This is a genomic window from Halomonas sp., from assembly GCF_033549285.1.
In the GTDB taxonomy this organism is placed as follows: domain Bacteria; phylum Pseudomonadota; class Gammaproteobacteria; order Pseudomonadales; family Halomonadaceae; genus Halomonas.
Map to the genome: position 1 here is coordinate 1 of NZ_JAWSUJ010000103.1, position 14225 is coordinate 14225.

Consider the following 14225-nt stretch of genomic DNA (forward strand, 5'->3'; position numbering starts at 1 on the left):
CACCGAACGCCGCCGCGAGCACCACCTGCGCCAGCGCCTCGCCCTGCGTTCGCCGGACCGGCTGGTGGAGCAGGCCGAGCAGCGCCTCACCCGGGCCCGCTGGCGGCTCCACCAGGCCATGCCGCGGGCGCTGGCCCGCCATCGCGAGCGGCTGGGCGGGCTTGCGCGCGAGTTGCAGGCCGTCAGCCCGCTGGCGGTGCTGGGGCGCGGCTACGCGATCCTCGAGGACACGGAGGGCCGGGTCGTTCGCCGGGCCGCGGAGACCACGCCCGGCCAGGTGCTGGAGGCACGGCTGGGCGAGGGGCGGCTCGCCCTCAGGGTGACCGGCGTCGAGGACAACGATAGCGACTCTCATGGGGGGAAGGCATCGAAGCGATAGATTATGGAATATGAATATTCTATAACATGATAACTACACTGGTGCCATCACCTTGAGGACGACGGGCCCATACCCATATCCCAAGAAGCCAGGCACTTCCCCGGGCCCGATGATCGGATGCCCGGGGTCACACTCCTAACCCACAGGGAGCAACACCATGTCACTGCGCATCAATGACGTCGTACCGGATTTCGAAGCCGATACCAGCCAGGGCCCGATCCGCTTCCACGAGTGGCTCGGCAACAGCTGGGCGATCCTGTTCTCCCACCCCAAGGACTTCACCCCGGTCTGCACCACCGAGTTCGGCGCCGTCGCCAAGCTCAGCGAGGAGTGGAAGAAGCGCGATACCAAGGTGATCGGCATCTCGGTGGATGGCGTGGAAGACCACAAGAAGTGGATCAATGACATCGCAAGCTTCGCCAGCTGCGATGTCGGCTTCCCGATCATCGCCGACGAGGACCTCAAGGTCGCCAAGCTGTTCGACATGCTGCCGGCCGACGCCTACCTGCCGGACGGCCGTACCCCGGCCGACAGCGCCACCGTGCGCTCGGTGTTCATCATCGGACCGGACAAGCAGCTCAAGCTCTCCATGACCTACCCGATGAACGTCGGCCGCAACTTCGCCGAGGTGCTGCGCGCCCTGGACGCCCTGCAGACCGCCAACGGCAAGGGCGTAGCCACACCCGCCGACTGGACCGTCGGCGAGGACGTGATCATCCCGCCGACGGTCTCCGACGAGGACGCCAAGGCGAAGTTCGGCGAGTACGAAACCATCTTCCCCTACCTGCGCCGGGCCAAGCTGCCCAAGTAAGGCGGGGTCCATCCGCGCCAAGACGACCCCCTGCCTCGCGGCGGGGGTCTTGCGTTGGGGGCTTATTTTCGGACGAAGCCTAGTGGTGCTCGGCCTGGCGGGCGGCCGGCTTGAAGGCACTCGGCTCGAGCTCGTGGCGGGCCAGCAGCTTGTAGAAGTCGGTGCGGTTGCGCCCGGCGATGCGTGCCGCCTGAGTGACGTTGCCCTCGGTGATCTTGAGCACCTTGACCAGGTAGCTGCGCTCGAAGCCGGCGCGGGCGTCGTTGAAGGTCGGCAGGGCGTTGTCCTCGGCGGCCAGCGCCTGGGCCACCAGCCCCTCCGGGATCATCGGCGAGGTGGTCAGGGCCACGCACTGCTCCACCACGTTGACCAGCTGGCGCACGTTGCCGGGCCAGGCCGAGGCAGCCAGCAGGTTGAGCGCCTCCGGGGAGAAGCCCTTGACGAAGGGCTTGTGGCGGGCGGCAGCCTGGGCGACCAGGTGCTTGGCCAGCAGCGGGACGTCCTCGGCGCGCTCCTTGAGCGGCGGCAGCCGCAGGTTCACCACGTTGAGGCGGTAGTAGAGATCCTCGCGGAACTCCCCCTCGTGCATGGCGCGGTCGAGGTCGCGGTGGGTGGCCGAGATGATGCGCACGTCGATGGGGATCGAGGTGGTGGAGCCGAGCGGGCGGATCTGGCGCTCCTGCAGGGCGCGCAGCAGCTTGACCTGCAGCGTCAGCGGCATGTCGCCGATCTCGTCGAGGAACAGGGTGCCGCCGTCGGCGGCCTGGAAGAGGCCACGGTGCTCGCTCACCGCCCCGGTGAAGGCGCCGCGGGCGTGGCCGAACAGCTCGCTCTCCAGCAGCTGCTCGGGCAGCGCGCCGCAGTTGATCGCCACGAAGGGCTTGTCGGCCCGCGGGCTGGCCTTGTGGATGGCGCCGGCCAGCAGCTCCTTGCCCGACCCCGAGGCACCGGTGATCAGCACGCTGACGTCGGAGGCGGCCACCATGCGGGCCTGCTCGAGGATGCGCTCCATCTCGGGGCTGCGGGTGATGATCGCCTCGCGCCAGCGGTCGTCGCCGTCGGTGGCGGAGGTGGAGGTCTGGGCCAGGGCATCGTCGAGGGCGTTGAAGAGCTCGTCGCGATCCACCGGCTTGGTGAGGAAGCTGAACACCCCCTGGCGGGTGGCGCTCACGGCATCGGGAATCGAGCCGTGGGCGGTGAGGATGATCACCGGCAGGCCCGGCACCCGGCGCTGGAGCTCCTGGAACAGCGCCAGGCCGTCCATCTCGTCCATGCGCAGGTCCGACAGCACCAGGTCGGGGCGTGCGACCTCCAGCCGCTTGAGGGCCTCGCGACCGCTCTCCGCGGTGGTGACACGGTAGCCGCGGCTCTCGAGCCGCATGCCCAGCAGCTTCAACAGGCTGACGTCGTCATCCACCAGCAGGATGTGTGCGCCGTGGTCACCGGCGTTGGGCAGGCGTCCGGTCTGCTTCATGTCGTCTCTCCCGGTTCATTCATTCTGCTGTCGCAGATTGATGCTCTGTTCGATGGCGGTGAGCTGCTCGAGCTTCTCGGCCATGGCCTCGAGCTCCTCGGTGAGGGCCTCGTTCTCTTCCACGATGGCCTGGTGCTGGCCCCGGCTCTCGGCCAGCTGACCGGCCAGGCGGCGACGCCCCTCCAGCTCGTTGAGCCAGTAGCGCAGCAGCGGCTGCAGGTCGGTCGGCGCCCCGTGCAGATGGGCCTTGTAGAGCTCCGAGGCACGGTTCCACTGCCGCTCGTCGCCCCAGGCGAGAAGCACGGCCCGGGCCAGGCGACGCTCGGTCGTGTCGCCACCCAGGCGCGTCAGGGTGGCCTCACGCCACACCCGATCGCCTCGCTGGGAGGCCAGGCCGAAGGCCACCCAGTCATCGAGCAGGCAAGGGACGTTGTCGAAGTCGGGCAGTTCGGCATGGCACAACGCCGAGCCGGCGGTAGGGCTCTGGAGGGGCGAGGGGCCGGAGGGCGAAGACTGCAGCTGCTCGGGCAGGTACTGGCAGCCGGCCAGCCAGGCCGTGGCCAGGCACAGGAGCCAGGGTCGGGCGGTCATGGGGTATCGTTCCTCGAGTTGGCGCCCGCCAGGGCGAGCGTCGGGTGATCGTGATCCGGTTCGGCCACCGGCACCTGCCGGGGCAGCGTCAGGCGAAAGCACACCGCCAGCCGGGCATCGTCAACGAGCGCCAGGCTGCCATGCTGGAGCCGGGCGCAGTCCGCGGCCACCGAGAGACCGATGCCGGAGCCCTTGAGCGGCCCCTTGCGGCGAACGCTGCCCTGGAAGAAGGCCTCGAAAAGCCGGCCACGATCCTCCTCGGCGATCGGCTCGCCGCTGTTGGCCACCTCGATCACCAGCCGGTCGCGCAGCGGCCGGGCGCGAATCTCCAGCAGACCGCCGTCCTCGCCATAGGCGACGGCATTGGAGATCAGGTTGTCGAGAACCCGGGCCGTGGCGGTGCGGTCGAGCTCCCAGGCCAGGGGGCCATCGAAGCAGCTGACGCGCATCCCCTTGTTGTCGAGTGCCAGGCGGTGCTTGGCCAGCACCTCCTTGGCCACGGTGGCGACGTCCAGCCGCTCGATGTCGAGCTGGCGGTTGTGCTGGAGCAGGTTGTAGTCGAGCAGCTGCTCGATCAGCTGCTGCAGTTCGCGCCCGCTGGCATCGATCAGGTCGAGGATCTCGCGCTGGCGCGGCGTGACCTCCCCGGCCACGCCGTCGGCGAGCAGCGACGAACCCTCTCGCACGCTGGCCAGCGGGGTCTTGAGCTCGTGGGACATGTGGCGCAGGAACTGCTGCTTCTGTGCCTCCAACTCGTCGAGCCGCGAGGCCAGCCAGTCCAGCCGCTCGTCCAGGGTCACCAGCTCCGCGGGGCCCTTGAGCGGCGGCGGCTTCTGCGCCGTGTCGCCCCCCACGCTGCCGATCCCCAGGATGCGCCGTTCGAGCTGGCGAATCGGGTGGATGATCAGCCGGGTGAACAGCAGCATCAGCACCAGGCTCGCCGAGACCAGGGCCGCGGTCTGCCACCAGAGGCGCACCTGCACGCCCTCGGCCCGGGCACGGATGCCCTCGATGCGCTCGTCGATGCGACGGTTGGTGGCACGGCGCATCGCCTCGGTGTGCTGGGCGAAGGGCAGGAAATCGGAGAGCCGGGCGGTGAATTCCTCGAGCGGCAGGTCGGGCAGCTCGGCGAGCGCGTCGAGCTTCTCCTCCAGCGCCGCCACATCGGGATCATCGGGCAGCAGCTGACTCTGTTGGGCCAGCAGCTCACGGAACTCCGCGAGACGCTCGTCGAAGATATCCAGCAGGCTCTCATCCTCGACCACGGCATACTGGCGCGCACCGCGCTCCATCTCCAGCGCCAGGGCGCCCAGCGAGCGGGCACGCCGAGTCTCCTCCACGGCCTGGCGGGCACTGACATCGGCCAATCGGGAGAGTTCGGAGAGGGCCTGGCCGGCCTGGATCATCAGAACGGCCAGCGGCAGCATCACCACCAGGAAGGCCAGCAGCACCAGCTGCAACAGCGAGCGTGGCCTCCAGCGACGCGTAACGGCTGAGGTCATGGACAGCGTTCTTTGCAATAGGGTAACGGAAACCACCATCGTCCATCCGCAATGATACCAGAGTTCAGCCAAGCGCCCCGCGGCCAAATAGCACAGCCCTGTAAGACAAAAAAAAGGGCCGGCAGAGCCGGCCCAATACGCAGGGAACTGAAGGGTCCGGACATCCGATCAATCGACGGCCTGGTCCGTCCATCGCCCGAATGTCCATGGGCCGGGGAGGCCCCGAAGCCATGAGGCGCCATCTGCCACCAGGGGCTGGTCATCCTCATGCGGGTGGTAAGCCATCGCGGCACACCGCCCTGCTCCGTTCCTGGCACCACCGCCTCGGCCTCAGGCCGACGGCGATGCTGCGCGATTCGATCCCCCGTGACGGGGGAGAGGCATCCATGCCAGGGCGTCCTTGCCCTCTCGATACCGATCCTTGCCTGGCGGCGGTACCGTCTCATCGCAACCTAAAGTCACACATCGCTTGGAGCAGACACTGGCCGCCTCGGGGAGCGGGAGCACAGGGCAGTGATGGCCCGCCTCCCTTCGGCGACCGGGAAACGGTTCGAGCCGAATGAACCGTTTTCCCTTGCTCGCCCTGACTGTTGCCAACGGCGTGCCAGGAATTTCTATATTTCTTCAATATCAACGAGTTAGAAGTGACAACAAAGGGGCAAGGCGGGAAACGGCCGGCGTAGCAGCCAAGGGGCGGGGGTAATGGCGGGATTTTCGTCGCCAGGTGGCGACGCCTTTCGGGCGCTATCCTGAAAAGTGTTTTTCTTCAACTACTTGGGGCGTATCATAATGGCGACGCCGGAAGAGCCGGCGACGCCGCCTGGCGACAGCGCGCCTCTCAGGCGAGGGTCTTGACCAGGATCTTGGACTTGCGCGCGTGGTTGTAGGTGTCGCGGCGCAGCGGCGGCAGGGCCTCGATGCCGGCCAGGCGGAACCCGTGCTCGAAGAACCAGTGGGTGGTATGGGTGGTCAGGGCGAACAGCGCCGAGAGCCCCAGGCGGCGGGCCCGCCGCTCGACCTCGGCGAGCAGCAGCTCGCCCCGCGCGCCACCCCGGTAGTCGTCGTGGATCGCCACGCAGGCCAGCTCCCCCATCGTGGCCTCGCCGAAGGTATGCAGGGCGGCGCAGCCGATGATCATGCCGTCGCGCTCGATCACCTGGTAGTCGTCGATCTCGTACTCCAGCCGCTCCCGGGAGCGCGGCACCAGCATGCCCCGCCGCTCGAGCGGCTCGAGCAGCTCGAGCAGGCCACCGATGTCACCGAGTTCCGCCGCACGCAGTTGCTCGTAACGATGCTCGGTGATCATGGTGCCCACGCCGTCGCGGGTGAAGAGCTCGCCCAGCAGGGCGTCGTGGTCGTGCCAGGAGAGCAGGTGGGTGCGGGCCACACCGTGACGCGCGGCGGCACAGGCCGCCCCGAGGTGGCGGGCCAGCTCGCTGGCGGGGTCGGCCTGCCGGAGCAGCGGCTCGGCCTCCCCCGGTGTCAACTGGCGCTGCAGCTGGCCGCTGAGATCGAAGAGCCCGCTGGCCTCGCCGAGCAGGATCAGCTTGTCGGCGCCAAGCGCGGTGGCCGCGTGGCGGGCCACCTCGGCGGCATCCAGGTCGAAGACCTCGCCGGTGCTGGAGAAGCCCAGTGGCGGCAGCACCACCAGCGAGCCGCGCTCGAGCAGCCCCTCGATGGCCTGCGCCCTTACCCGACGCACCTCGCCGCTATGGTCGAAGTCGACGCCCTCGCGCACGCCCAGCGGCTTGGCCATCACCAGATTGCCGGAGACCACGGTCATCTCGATGCCGTGCAGCGGGGTGTTGGGCAGCCCCGGGGAGAGCCGCGCCTCCAGCCACAGTCGCTGCTCGGCGGCGATGCGCTCGACCCGCGCCATGATCGTCTCGTCGGCCACCCAGCGCCCCTGGTGGCGCCGGGGCGCGATACCCGCCTCGTCCAGGGCCTGCTGCACCTGGGGCCGGATACCGAACACCACCACCAGCCGCACGCCCAGGGTGTGCAGCAGCGCCAGGTCCTGGACCAGCTGCTCCCCTCGCCCGCTGGCCATGGCCTCGCCCTCGATCAGGATCACGAAGGTACGCCCGCGGTGGGCATTGATATAGGGGGAGGAATTGCGGAACCAGTCGACGAAGGGGAAGCGAGTATCCAAGGCCGCACTCCGGCAGCAGGTGAACGAAGGGGGAATCGATAGCCACTATATCAGAGCGACGAAAACGGCGGCACCGGTCTCAGCGGCAAGCAGCCAAGCTGCCAAGCTGCCAAGCTGCCAAGCAGCCAAGCAGCAGCATGAATCAGCCGCCGCAAGAGAACACCCGAAGGCCTCGGGCTTCGGGTGTTCTTGTCGCTCGGCGCTAGTCGCTCGGCGTTTAGCCGAACATGCCCTTGAAGGTAAAGAAGAAGAGGATGGCGAGGGCGGCGCCGGCCGGCAGGGTGATCAACCAGGACATGGCGATGGTGCCGATGACCCGCAGGTTGAGCGCCGCCATGCCCCGGGCCAGGCCCACCCCCAGCACCGCCCCGACCAGGGTATGGGTGGTGGAGATCGGCAGGCCGGTGCCCGAGGCGAGCACCACGGTCACCGCAGCCGCCAGGGTGGCGGCAAAGCCGCGGCTCGGGGTGAGCTCGGTGATGCCGGTGCCCACGGTGGCGATCACCTTGTGGCCGTAGGTGACCAGGCCGACGACGATGCCGCCGCCGCCCAGCACCAGCACCCACCAGGGCACCAGGGCCGCCCCCTCGATCTCGCCGCCGGTCTGCACCACGCTGATCACCGCCGCCAGCGGACCCACGGCGTTGGCCACGTCGTTGGAGCCGTGGGCGAAGGCCATGGCGCAGGCAGTGAAGATCATCAGCACGCCGAAGACGCGCTCAACCCCCGAGAAGCCGAACTGGTCGGTCTGGCGACTGCTGGCCTGGACCCGGCGCTCCATCACTATCCCGAGGGCAGCCACGGCGAAGCCGGCGAGGATGGCGAGCAGCAGGCTGGTGCCGAAGCCGAGGTCCAGGCCGACGTGCTTGAGGCCCTTGGTCAGGGTCACCATGGTCACCGCAAAGCCCACCAGGAAGACGTACATGGGCACGTAGCGCTTGGCCGCGGCGAAGGGGTCGCGGGCCTCGAAGATCAGGTGCTGCACCGACTTGAAGAGGGTGAAGGCGATGGTGCCCGAGAGCACCGGCGAGACCACCCAGCTGGCGGCGATGGTACCCACCGCGCCCCAGTCCACGGCGGCCGCGCCGAGTCCCGCCACCGCGAAGCCGACGATGGCGCCGACGATGGAGTGGGTGGTGGAGACCGGCCAGCCCTTCATGGAGGCGACCAGCAGCCAGGTAGCCGCCGCCAGCAGTGCCGCGAGCATGCCGTAGACCAGCAGCTGGGGATCCTCCTGCAGCATCTCGGGGTCGATGATGCCCTTGCGGATGGTGTCGGTGACCTCGCCGCCGGCCAGCCAGGCGCCGAGGAACTCGAAGATCACGGCGATGATGATCGCCTGCTTGATGGTGATGGCACGCGAGCCCACCGAGGTGCCCATGGCGTTGGCCACGTCGTTGGCCCCGACGCCCCAGGCCATGAAGAAGCCGAAGAGACAGGCGAGGATGATGAAGATCTCGCCGTGCTGCGCAATGATCGACATAGGGAGGGTTCCCCTGTTGCGGTCGGAAGAAGGTCGACACGAGGCGGCCCCGGGATCGCCGGGGCCGCGGTGTTCAGTTGGCCGTCATGATCTGCAGGCGGCTGCCGACGCGCTCGGCGCGGTCGGAGAGCTCGCCCACCCAGTCGATGATCTTGTAGAGGAACATCACGTCCACCGGGGGCAGGCGGTCCTCCAGCTCGAAGAGCTGGCGGCGGATGGCCACCTGCTGGCCGTCGGCCTGCTGCTCGAGCACGTGCAGCTCGCGGATCAGCTTCTGCATCACATCGGAGACGTTGCGGCCGAAGCCGGACTCGAGCAGGTCCTTGAGCTCCTCCAGGGCGTGGCGCGCCTGGGCCACGCAGGCCACCGAGGTGCGCATGTAGTCGCGCATGGGCTGGGCCAGCTCCTCGGGCATCTGCATCCGGCGACCCAGCATGATGCCGGTGATGTCGCGGACCTTGTTGGCGATCTTGTCCTGGACGCTGATCAGGTCGAGCAGGTCGGAGCGCGACACCGGCAGGAACATGGTGTTGGGCAGGTTGAGGCGCAGGTCGGTCTTGAGCTCGTCGGCCTCGTGCTCGAGGCGGGTGATGGTCTCGCGATGCTGGGCGGCGGTGTCCCAGTCGCCCACGAGGGAGGCCTCGAAGAAGGGCAGCAGCTCGTCCGCGCACTCGTTGGCCTTGACGATATGGGCCAGCAGCGGATGGAATGGCGAGCGACCGAACATCGCGGAGAAGGGGTTGGATGTCACCATGGGGCATCTGTGAACCTGGAAAATGGCGGCGTCAGTATAGTGACTGACACTGTCACCGTCATGAAAAAATCATCCAATATTCATCGAAACGAGGTGGCGCCCCGATGGCAGACGAGATCGAGCTCAAGCTGGCCCTGGGGGCCGAGGCGCCCGAGGCCCTGCGACGCCACCCCCGCCTGGCCGGCCTGGTACCCAGGCTCACGCGCCTGGGCAATACCTACTACGACAGCCCCGAGGGCGAACTGGAGCGGGCACGCATGGCGCTGCGCCTGCGCCGCGCCGGCGACCGACTGCTGCAGACCCTGAAGACCCGCGGCCAGGGCGGGGGCGGCCTCTCGACCCGCGGTGAGTGGGAGTGGGAAGTGCCGGGCCCGGGGCTCGACCTCGCCGGGCTGGCCGCCCTGCCCCCCATGGCCGAGCGCGACCCGGCCCTGCTCGAGCGCCTGGTGCCGCGCTTTGCCACCGACTTCCTGCGCGAGACCTGGTGGCTTGAGGAGGATGGCCTGAGCGTGGAGCTCGCCCTGGACCTGGGCGAGATCCGCGCGGGAGAGCAGGCGGTGGTGATCCGCGAACTGGAACTGGAGCTCAAGGCGGGCGAGCCGGCGGCGCTATGGACGCTGGCCGAGGCGCTGGCCGACGGCGTGGCGCTGCGCCCCTCTGACACCAGCAAGGCGGCCCGCGGCGGGGCACTGCTCGGCGACGGCTGGAGCCTGCCCGAGGGCTCCACCCTCGCGGCCTGGCTGCATCGCGCCAGCGTGGCGCTGGATGCCCTGGCCGATACCGATCAGCCGGCCTGGCGGGACGAGGCGCGCCAGGCCTTCCAACGCCTGGCCGACCCGGGCGATGATGCCCTCGACGATGACTCACTGCGCGACGATGCCCGCGCCCTCGCCGAGGCGCTGGAGACGGAGGCCTGGCTGACCCCTGCCTTCGGCCGACGGATGCTGCGGCTGGCCCGCCGGCTGCCCGGCCACGTCGACCTGGCCTGACCGGCCCCGGCCACCACAAGGACTAACCCCGTGAACCACCTCCCCAAGCCCGCCGGCGAAGGCCTGCGCACCCGGGTCTTCCAGATCATCTTCGAGTCCGACACCCCGCTGGCCAAGGGCTTCGACATCGCCCTGATCGTGGCGATACTGGCCAGCGTACTGGTGGTGATGCTGGAGAGCATCGAGAGCCTGCGCGCCGACTACGGCACCCTCTTCTTCTGGCTGGAGTGGGGCTTCACCATCGCCTTCACCCTGGAGCTGGCGGTACGGCTCTACTGCCTCGAGCGCCCCTTGATGTACCTGAAGAGCTTCTACGGCGTCATCGACCTGGTGGCCATCCTGCCCACCTGGCTGACGCTGATCCTGCCCGGTGCCCAGACCCTGGTGGTGGTGCGCCTGCTGCGTACCCTGCGCATCTTCCGGGTACTGCGCCTGATGCAGTTCGTCGGCGAGGGACGGCTGCTGGTAGATGCCCTGAAGCGCAGCCTTAGGCAGATCTTCCTGTTCTTCTTCAGCATCTTCATGTTGGTGACCATCTTCGCGGCCGTGATGTACCTGATCGAGCCTCGGGAGGCCGGCTTCACCAGCATCCCCATGGCGATCTACTGGGGGGTCGTCAGCCTGACCACGGTGGGCTACGGCGATATCGTGCCGGTGACTCCCATCGGCCAGGCGATCACGGTGATGCTGATGCTGACGGGCTACTCGATCATCGCCGTGCCCACCGGGGTCTTCTCCGCCCAGGTGATCCGTGCGATCCGCGAAGATCGCTACTCCGACGAGGCCTGTCCGGGGTGCGGCCACGAGCGCCACGAGAAACGTGCCCGCTACTGCCTGAAGTGCGGTACCTGGCTGGACGAGACCACTCCCGCCCCCCACCTCTCGGAGGAGGAGCGCAAGGCCTGGCGGCGCAAGCACGGTGGCGAGGAGGAGGACGATGGAGGGTCGCCGCCGGCCCAGTGAGACGGCGGCGGGCAGTGATCAGGCCTGGAAGGGGGTGATGTCGCCGCGCCCCTCGCGGAGGATTCTGGGCGGCAGGTCGCGCAGGTCGATCACGCTGGTGGCCTCCAGGTGACAGGCGCCGCCGTCGATCACCAGGTCGAGGTGGGCGCCGAAGCGCTCGCGGATCTCCTCAGCGTCGGTCATCGGCAGCTCCTCGCCGACCGGGATCAGGGTGACGCTCATCAGCGGCTCGCCCAGGGCGGCGAGCAGCGCCCGGGTGATGGCATGGTCGGGTACGCGCACACCGATGGAGCGGCGCTTGGGATGCAGCAGCAGCCGCGGCACCTCGGTGGTGGCATCCAGGATGAAGGTGTAGGCCCCCGGGGTGTGGGCCTTGAGCAGCCGGAAGACGTCGTTGTCCACCTTGGCGTAGGTGCCGATCTCGGAGAGGTCGGAGCAGACCAGGGTGAAGTTGTGCTTGTCATCCAGCGAGCGCAGCCACTTGATCTTCTCGATGGCCTTCTTGTCGCCCAGGTGGCAGCCCAGAGCGTAGCCCGAGTCCGTCGGGTAGGCGACCACGCCGCCGTTGCGGATGATCTGGGTCGCCTGGTCGACCAGGCGCTTCTGGGGATTGTCCGGGTGGATCTGGAAGAACTGGCTCATGCGAGCTCCCTGTTCGGTGGCCGGTGGAAGGTGTCTGTCACTATAGCGCGTCGCGGTCCCCTGCCTCAGGCCGCCACCGGGGCGGCGAGGTCGGCCAGGCGCGGGTGGGTCCATACCGGCGGCGTGGCGGTGCGCGGCACCGGACTCATGCTGCCCGGCGCCAGGTGGCCGCCGGGGAAGTGGAAGTCGCTGCCCACCGAGCCGTAGAGGTCGCGCTCCTGAAGCTGGCGCGCCAGGTCGCGGGTCACGTCGGCATTCTGGAAGCCGCTGACCAGCTCGGCGGCCTGGCCCCCGGCGGCGGCGAAGTCGTCCAGCAGCAGGCCGCGCTTGCGCCGGGTCAGGCCGTGGCGCAGCGGGTGGGCCAGCACCGCGACCCCGCCGGCATCGAGGATCCAGCCCACCGCCGCGGAGAGGAAGGGCCAGTGAGCCTTGATGTCGCCGGCCTTGCCATTGCCCAGGTGCTTCTTGAAGGCGGTGCCGATATCGGGCACCAGCCCCGCCGCGACCAGCGCCCGGGCGAAGTCCGGCCGGCCCAGCGGGCGCGGTGAGCCGGCCTGCTCGCGGGCCCGCGCCAGGGCATCGGCGAGCCCGACCTTCTCCATGCGCTCGGCGATCTTCAGCGCGCGGGACTCCCGGGCCTCGGCCTGGACGTCAAGCCCGGCCACCAGATCGCCCCGGGGCCCCTCGGGCAGCAGTCCCACCACGTGGATATTGATGCCGCGCCACTGGGTGGAGAGCTCGGTGCCGGGAATCAGCCGGATCCCCTCACGACGCGCGGCCGCTTCTGCCTCCGCGATGCCGTCCATGGTGTCATGGTCGGTGAGCGCCATGTGGGTAAGCCCCCGGGCACGGCACAGCGCCACCACCTCGGCCGGCGGCAGGGCGCCGTCGGAGGCCGTGGAGTGCATGTGCAGGTCGATGGTGAGGGGCTCGCCCTCGAAGCGCACGGGAAGTGCTGGCATGGGCATGACGCCGGCAGGTGACTTTGTCAGAATATCCTTCCATGTTGCGTGCCCGACCGGTGACGGTCAATGCCGGGCGCCGGTCGCACCCGCGGCGCGAGCCGCCTACCAGCGAGGAAGACCCGAGATGCTCTACGCCATCATCAGTGAAGATGTGAACAACAGCCTGGAGCGGCGGCTGGCCGCCCGTCCCGACCATGTGGCCCGCCTCGAGGCGCTGCGCGATGAGGGCCGCCTGGTGCTGGCCGGCCCCCACCCCGCCATCGACAGCAACGACCCAGGCGAGGCCGGCTTCTCCGGCAGCCTGGTGGTCGCCGAGTTCGAGGACCTGGAGAGTGCCCAGGCCTGGGCCGATGCCGACCCCTACATGATCGCCGGCGTCTATGCCCGGGCCAGCGTGAAGCCCTTCAAGAAGGTCCTGCCCTGAGCCCTGCCCCTCCGACTGTCCACAGCGGGTTTCCCACAGCTGCTGTGGACAAGTCTGTTGAAACGCCGCGGACGCCTTGCGCCAGCCCGGTCGACAGGCCGCTGTGACGCGATCGGTCAAATCCTGACCAGCCCACCCCTTCGACCCAACCCCTGTAACCCAGACCCGGAGCCCCGCCGTGACCGCTGCCCCCGATGCCCTGCCCCCGCTGTCCGGCCTGGAGAGCGCCAACCTGGCGTGGCGCCGGGAGGAAGGCGGCGAGGAGGCGCCCCACTCCACGGCCTTCGACGACGTCTACTTCTCGCGCCATGACGGCCGCGCCGAGACCGAGCATGTCTTTATCGCCGCCAACCGGCTCCCCGAGCGATTTGCCGGCTGGCAGGAGGCGCGCCCCTTCGTGATCGGCGAGACGGGATTCGGCACCGGGCTCAACATGCTCTGCGCCTGGGCCTGCTTCGATGCCCATGCCCCGCCGGCCGCCCGGCTCCACCTGGTCTCCACCGAGAAGTTCCCGCTGCGCCGCGACGACCTGGCCCGGGCGCTGTCCGCCTGGCCGGACCTGGCCGAGCGGGCCGCGCGCCTGGTCGCCCAGTGGCCCGAGGCGGTGGCCGGCGTGCACCGGCTGTGGCTCGACGACCGGGTCACCCTGGACCTGCACCTCGGCGACACCGTCGAGCGGCTGGCGCTGCTCGACGGCCGGGTGGACGCCTGGTTCCTCGATGGCTTCGCCCCCGCGAAGAACCCCGAGATGTGGCGACCGGAGCTGTTCGAGGCGATGGCCGCCCGCTCGCGCCCCGGGGCGACCCTGGCCACCTTCACCTGCGCCGGGGTGGTCAAGCGGGGGCTCGCCGCGGCCGGCTTCCGCTGGCGCAAGGTGCCGGGCTTCGGGCGCAAGCGCGAGATGCTGGCCGGCGAGATCGCCGAGCCTGCCGCGGATCGCCGCCGCGGGCGCACGCCCTGGTTCTCGCCCCCGGCCCCGCGCCGCGTCCGCCACGTCGCGGTGATCGGCGCCGGGATCGCCGGCGCCAGCACCGCCGCCGCCCTGGCCAGGCGCGGCGTGACGGTCACCCTGATCGACCGCGAGGGACCCGGCAGC

At 69.3% G+C, this 14225-nt stretch carries 14 protein-coding genes; 6 read left to right on the forward strand and 8 right to left on the reverse strand.

All coding sequences use genetic code 11. The features are described from left to right. Together SCI24_RS17890 and SCI24_RS17895 are read left to right on the forward strand one after the other, a co-directional pair. Nucleotides 1–379 (forward strand): exodeoxyribonuclease VII large subunit (locus SCI24_RS17890; protein ID WP_318726666.1); only part of this gene is annotated, 379 nt, incomplete at its 5' end. A 157-nt stretch (nt 380–536) separates the two neighbouring features. Next, nucleotides 537–1190, forward strand: coding sequence for a peroxiredoxin (locus SCI24_RS17895; protein WP_318726667.1), 654 nt, complete (start codon nt 537–539; stop codon nt 1188–1190). A 79-nt stretch (nt 1191–1269) separates the two neighbouring features. Here SCI24_RS17895 and glrR read toward each other — a convergent pair whose 3' ends face one another. The 6 genes from glrR to SCI24_RS17925 form a co-directional block, all read right to left on the reverse strand. Beyond that, nucleotides 1270–2664 carry a two-component system response regulator GlrR gene (gene glrR / locus SCI24_RS17900; protein ID WP_318726668.1) on the reverse strand — a complete coding sequence of 465 codons (1395 nt, stop codon included), beginning with the start codon at nt 2662–2664 and terminating at the stop codon, nt 1270–1272. 15 nt (nt 2665–2679) lie between these two features. Beyond that, nucleotides 2680–3255, reverse strand: coding sequence for a hypothetical protein (locus tag SCI24_RS17905; RefSeq protein ID WP_318726669.1), 576 nt, complete (start codon nt 3253–3255; stop codon nt 2680–2682). Beyond that, nucleotides 3252–4757 carry a histidine kinase dimerization/phospho-acceptor domain-containing protein gene (locus SCI24_RS17910; protein WP_318726670.1) on the reverse strand — a complete coding sequence of 502 codons (1506 nt, stop codon included), beginning with the start codon at nt 4755–4757 and terminating at the stop codon, nt 3252–3254. Before SCI24_RS17910 ends, SCI24_RS17905 begins: the two co-directional genes overlap by 4 nt. Before the next feature lie 838 nt (nt 4758–5595). After that, nucleotides 5596–6909, reverse strand: a complete 1314-nt coding sequence (gene argA / locus SCI24_RS17915; protein ID WP_318726671.1) for an amino-acid N-acetyltransferase — start codon at nt 6907–6909, stop codon at nt 5596–5598. Nucleotides 6910–7126: 217 nt separating this feature from the next. Continuing rightward, nucleotides 7127–8392, reverse strand: a complete 1266-nt coding sequence (locus SCI24_RS17920; protein WP_318726672.1) for an inorganic phosphate transporter — start codon at nt 8390–8392, stop codon at nt 7127–7129. 73 nt (nt 8393–8465) lie between these two features. Then, complete coding sequence (locus SCI24_RS17925) at nt 8466–9146, reverse strand: TIGR00153 family protein (protein WP_318726673.1); 681 nt, start codon at nt 9144–9146, stop codon at nt 8466–8468. Between the two features lie 104 nt (nt 9147–9250). On the opposite strand from SCI24_RS17925, the gene SCI24_RS17930 reads away from it, so the two are divergent. Together SCI24_RS17930 and SCI24_RS17935 are read left to right on the forward strand one after the other, a co-directional pair. Next, nucleotides 9251–10135, forward strand: a complete 885-nt coding sequence (locus SCI24_RS17930) for a CYTH domain-containing protein (protein ID WP_318726674.1) — start codon at nt 9251–9253, stop codon at nt 10133–10135. 30 nt (nt 10136–10165) lie between these two features. Beyond that, a complete protein-coding gene (locus SCI24_RS17935) occupies nt 10166–11098 on the forward strand; it encodes an ion transporter (RefSeq protein ID WP_318726675.1) in 933 nt (310 codons plus the stop codon). Nucleotides 11099–11116: 18 nt separating this feature from the next. On the opposite strand, the gene SCI24_RS17940 is transcribed toward SCI24_RS17935, so the two are convergent. Both SCI24_RS17940 and SCI24_RS17945 read right to left on the reverse strand, forming a co-directional pair. After that, the gene (locus SCI24_RS17940; protein ID WP_318726676.1) at nt 11117–11740 is read right to left on the reverse strand and encodes an L-threonylcarbamoyladenylate synthase; all 624 of its coding nucleotides are present in this window, start codon (nt 11738–11740) and stop codon (nt 11117–11119) included. A 65-nt stretch (nt 11741–11805) separates the two neighbouring features. After that, nucleotides 11806–12708 carry a PHP domain-containing protein gene (locus SCI24_RS17945; RefSeq protein WP_318726677.1) on the reverse strand — a complete coding sequence of 301 codons (903 nt, stop codon included), beginning with the start codon at nt 12706–12708 and terminating at the stop codon, nt 11806–11808. A gap of 121 nt (nt 12709–12829) precedes the next feature. On the opposite strand from SCI24_RS17945, the gene SCI24_RS17950 reads away from it, so the two are divergent. Beyond that, a complete protein-coding gene (locus tag SCI24_RS17950) occupies nt 12830–13129 on the forward strand; it encodes a YciI family protein (RefSeq protein WP_106230478.1) in 300 nt (99 codons plus the stop codon). Nucleotides 13130–13307: 178 nt separating this feature from the next. Next, on the forward strand, nt 13308–14225 hold a 918-nt coding region (mnmD, locus tag SCI24_RS17955), incomplete at its 3' end, for a tRNA (5-methylaminomethyl-2-thiouridine)(34)-methyltransferase MnmD (RefSeq protein ID WP_318726678.1).

Excerpts from the sequence above, each read along its gene's own strand:
- SCI24_RS17895 (WP_318726667.1), top strand. The coding sequence starts at position 537 with ATGTCACTGCGCATCAATGACGTCGTACCGGATTTCGAAGCCGATACC.
- glrR (WP_318726668.1), bottom strand. The coding sequence starts at position 2,664 with ATGAAGCAGACCGGACGCCTGCCCAACGCCGGTGACCACGGCGCACAC.
- SCI24_RS17905 (WP_318726669.1), bottom strand. The coding sequence starts at position 3,255 with ATGACCGCCCGACCCTGGCTCCTGTGCCTGGCCACGGCCTGGCTGGCC.
- SCI24_RS17910 (WP_318726670.1), bottom strand. The coding sequence starts at position 4,757 with ATGACCTCAGCCGTTACGCGTCGCTGGAGGCCACGCTCGCTGTTGCAG.
- SCI24_RS17920 (WP_318726672.1), bottom strand. The coding sequence starts at position 8,392 with ATGTCGATCATTGCGCAGCACGGCGAGATCTTCATCATCCTCGCCTGT.
- SCI24_RS17925 (WP_318726673.1), bottom strand. The coding sequence starts at position 9,146 with ATGGTGACATCCAACCCCTTCTCCGCGATGTTCGGTCGCTCGCCATTC.
- SCI24_RS17930 (WP_318726674.1), top strand. The coding sequence starts at position 9,251 with ATGGCAGACGAGATCGAGCTCAAGCTGGCCCTGGGGGCCGAGGCGCCC.
- SCI24_RS17940 (WP_318726676.1), bottom strand. The coding sequence starts at position 11,740 with ATGAGCCAGTTCTTCCAGATCCACCCGGACAATCCCCAGAAGCGCCTG.
- SCI24_RS17945 (WP_318726677.1), bottom strand. The coding sequence starts at position 12,708 with ATGCCCATGCCAGCACTTCCCGTGCGCTTCGAGGGCGAGCCCCTCACC.
- SCI24_RS17950 (WP_106230478.1), top strand. The coding sequence starts at position 12,830 with ATGCTCTACGCCATCATCAGTGAAGATGTGAACAACAGCCTGGAGCGG.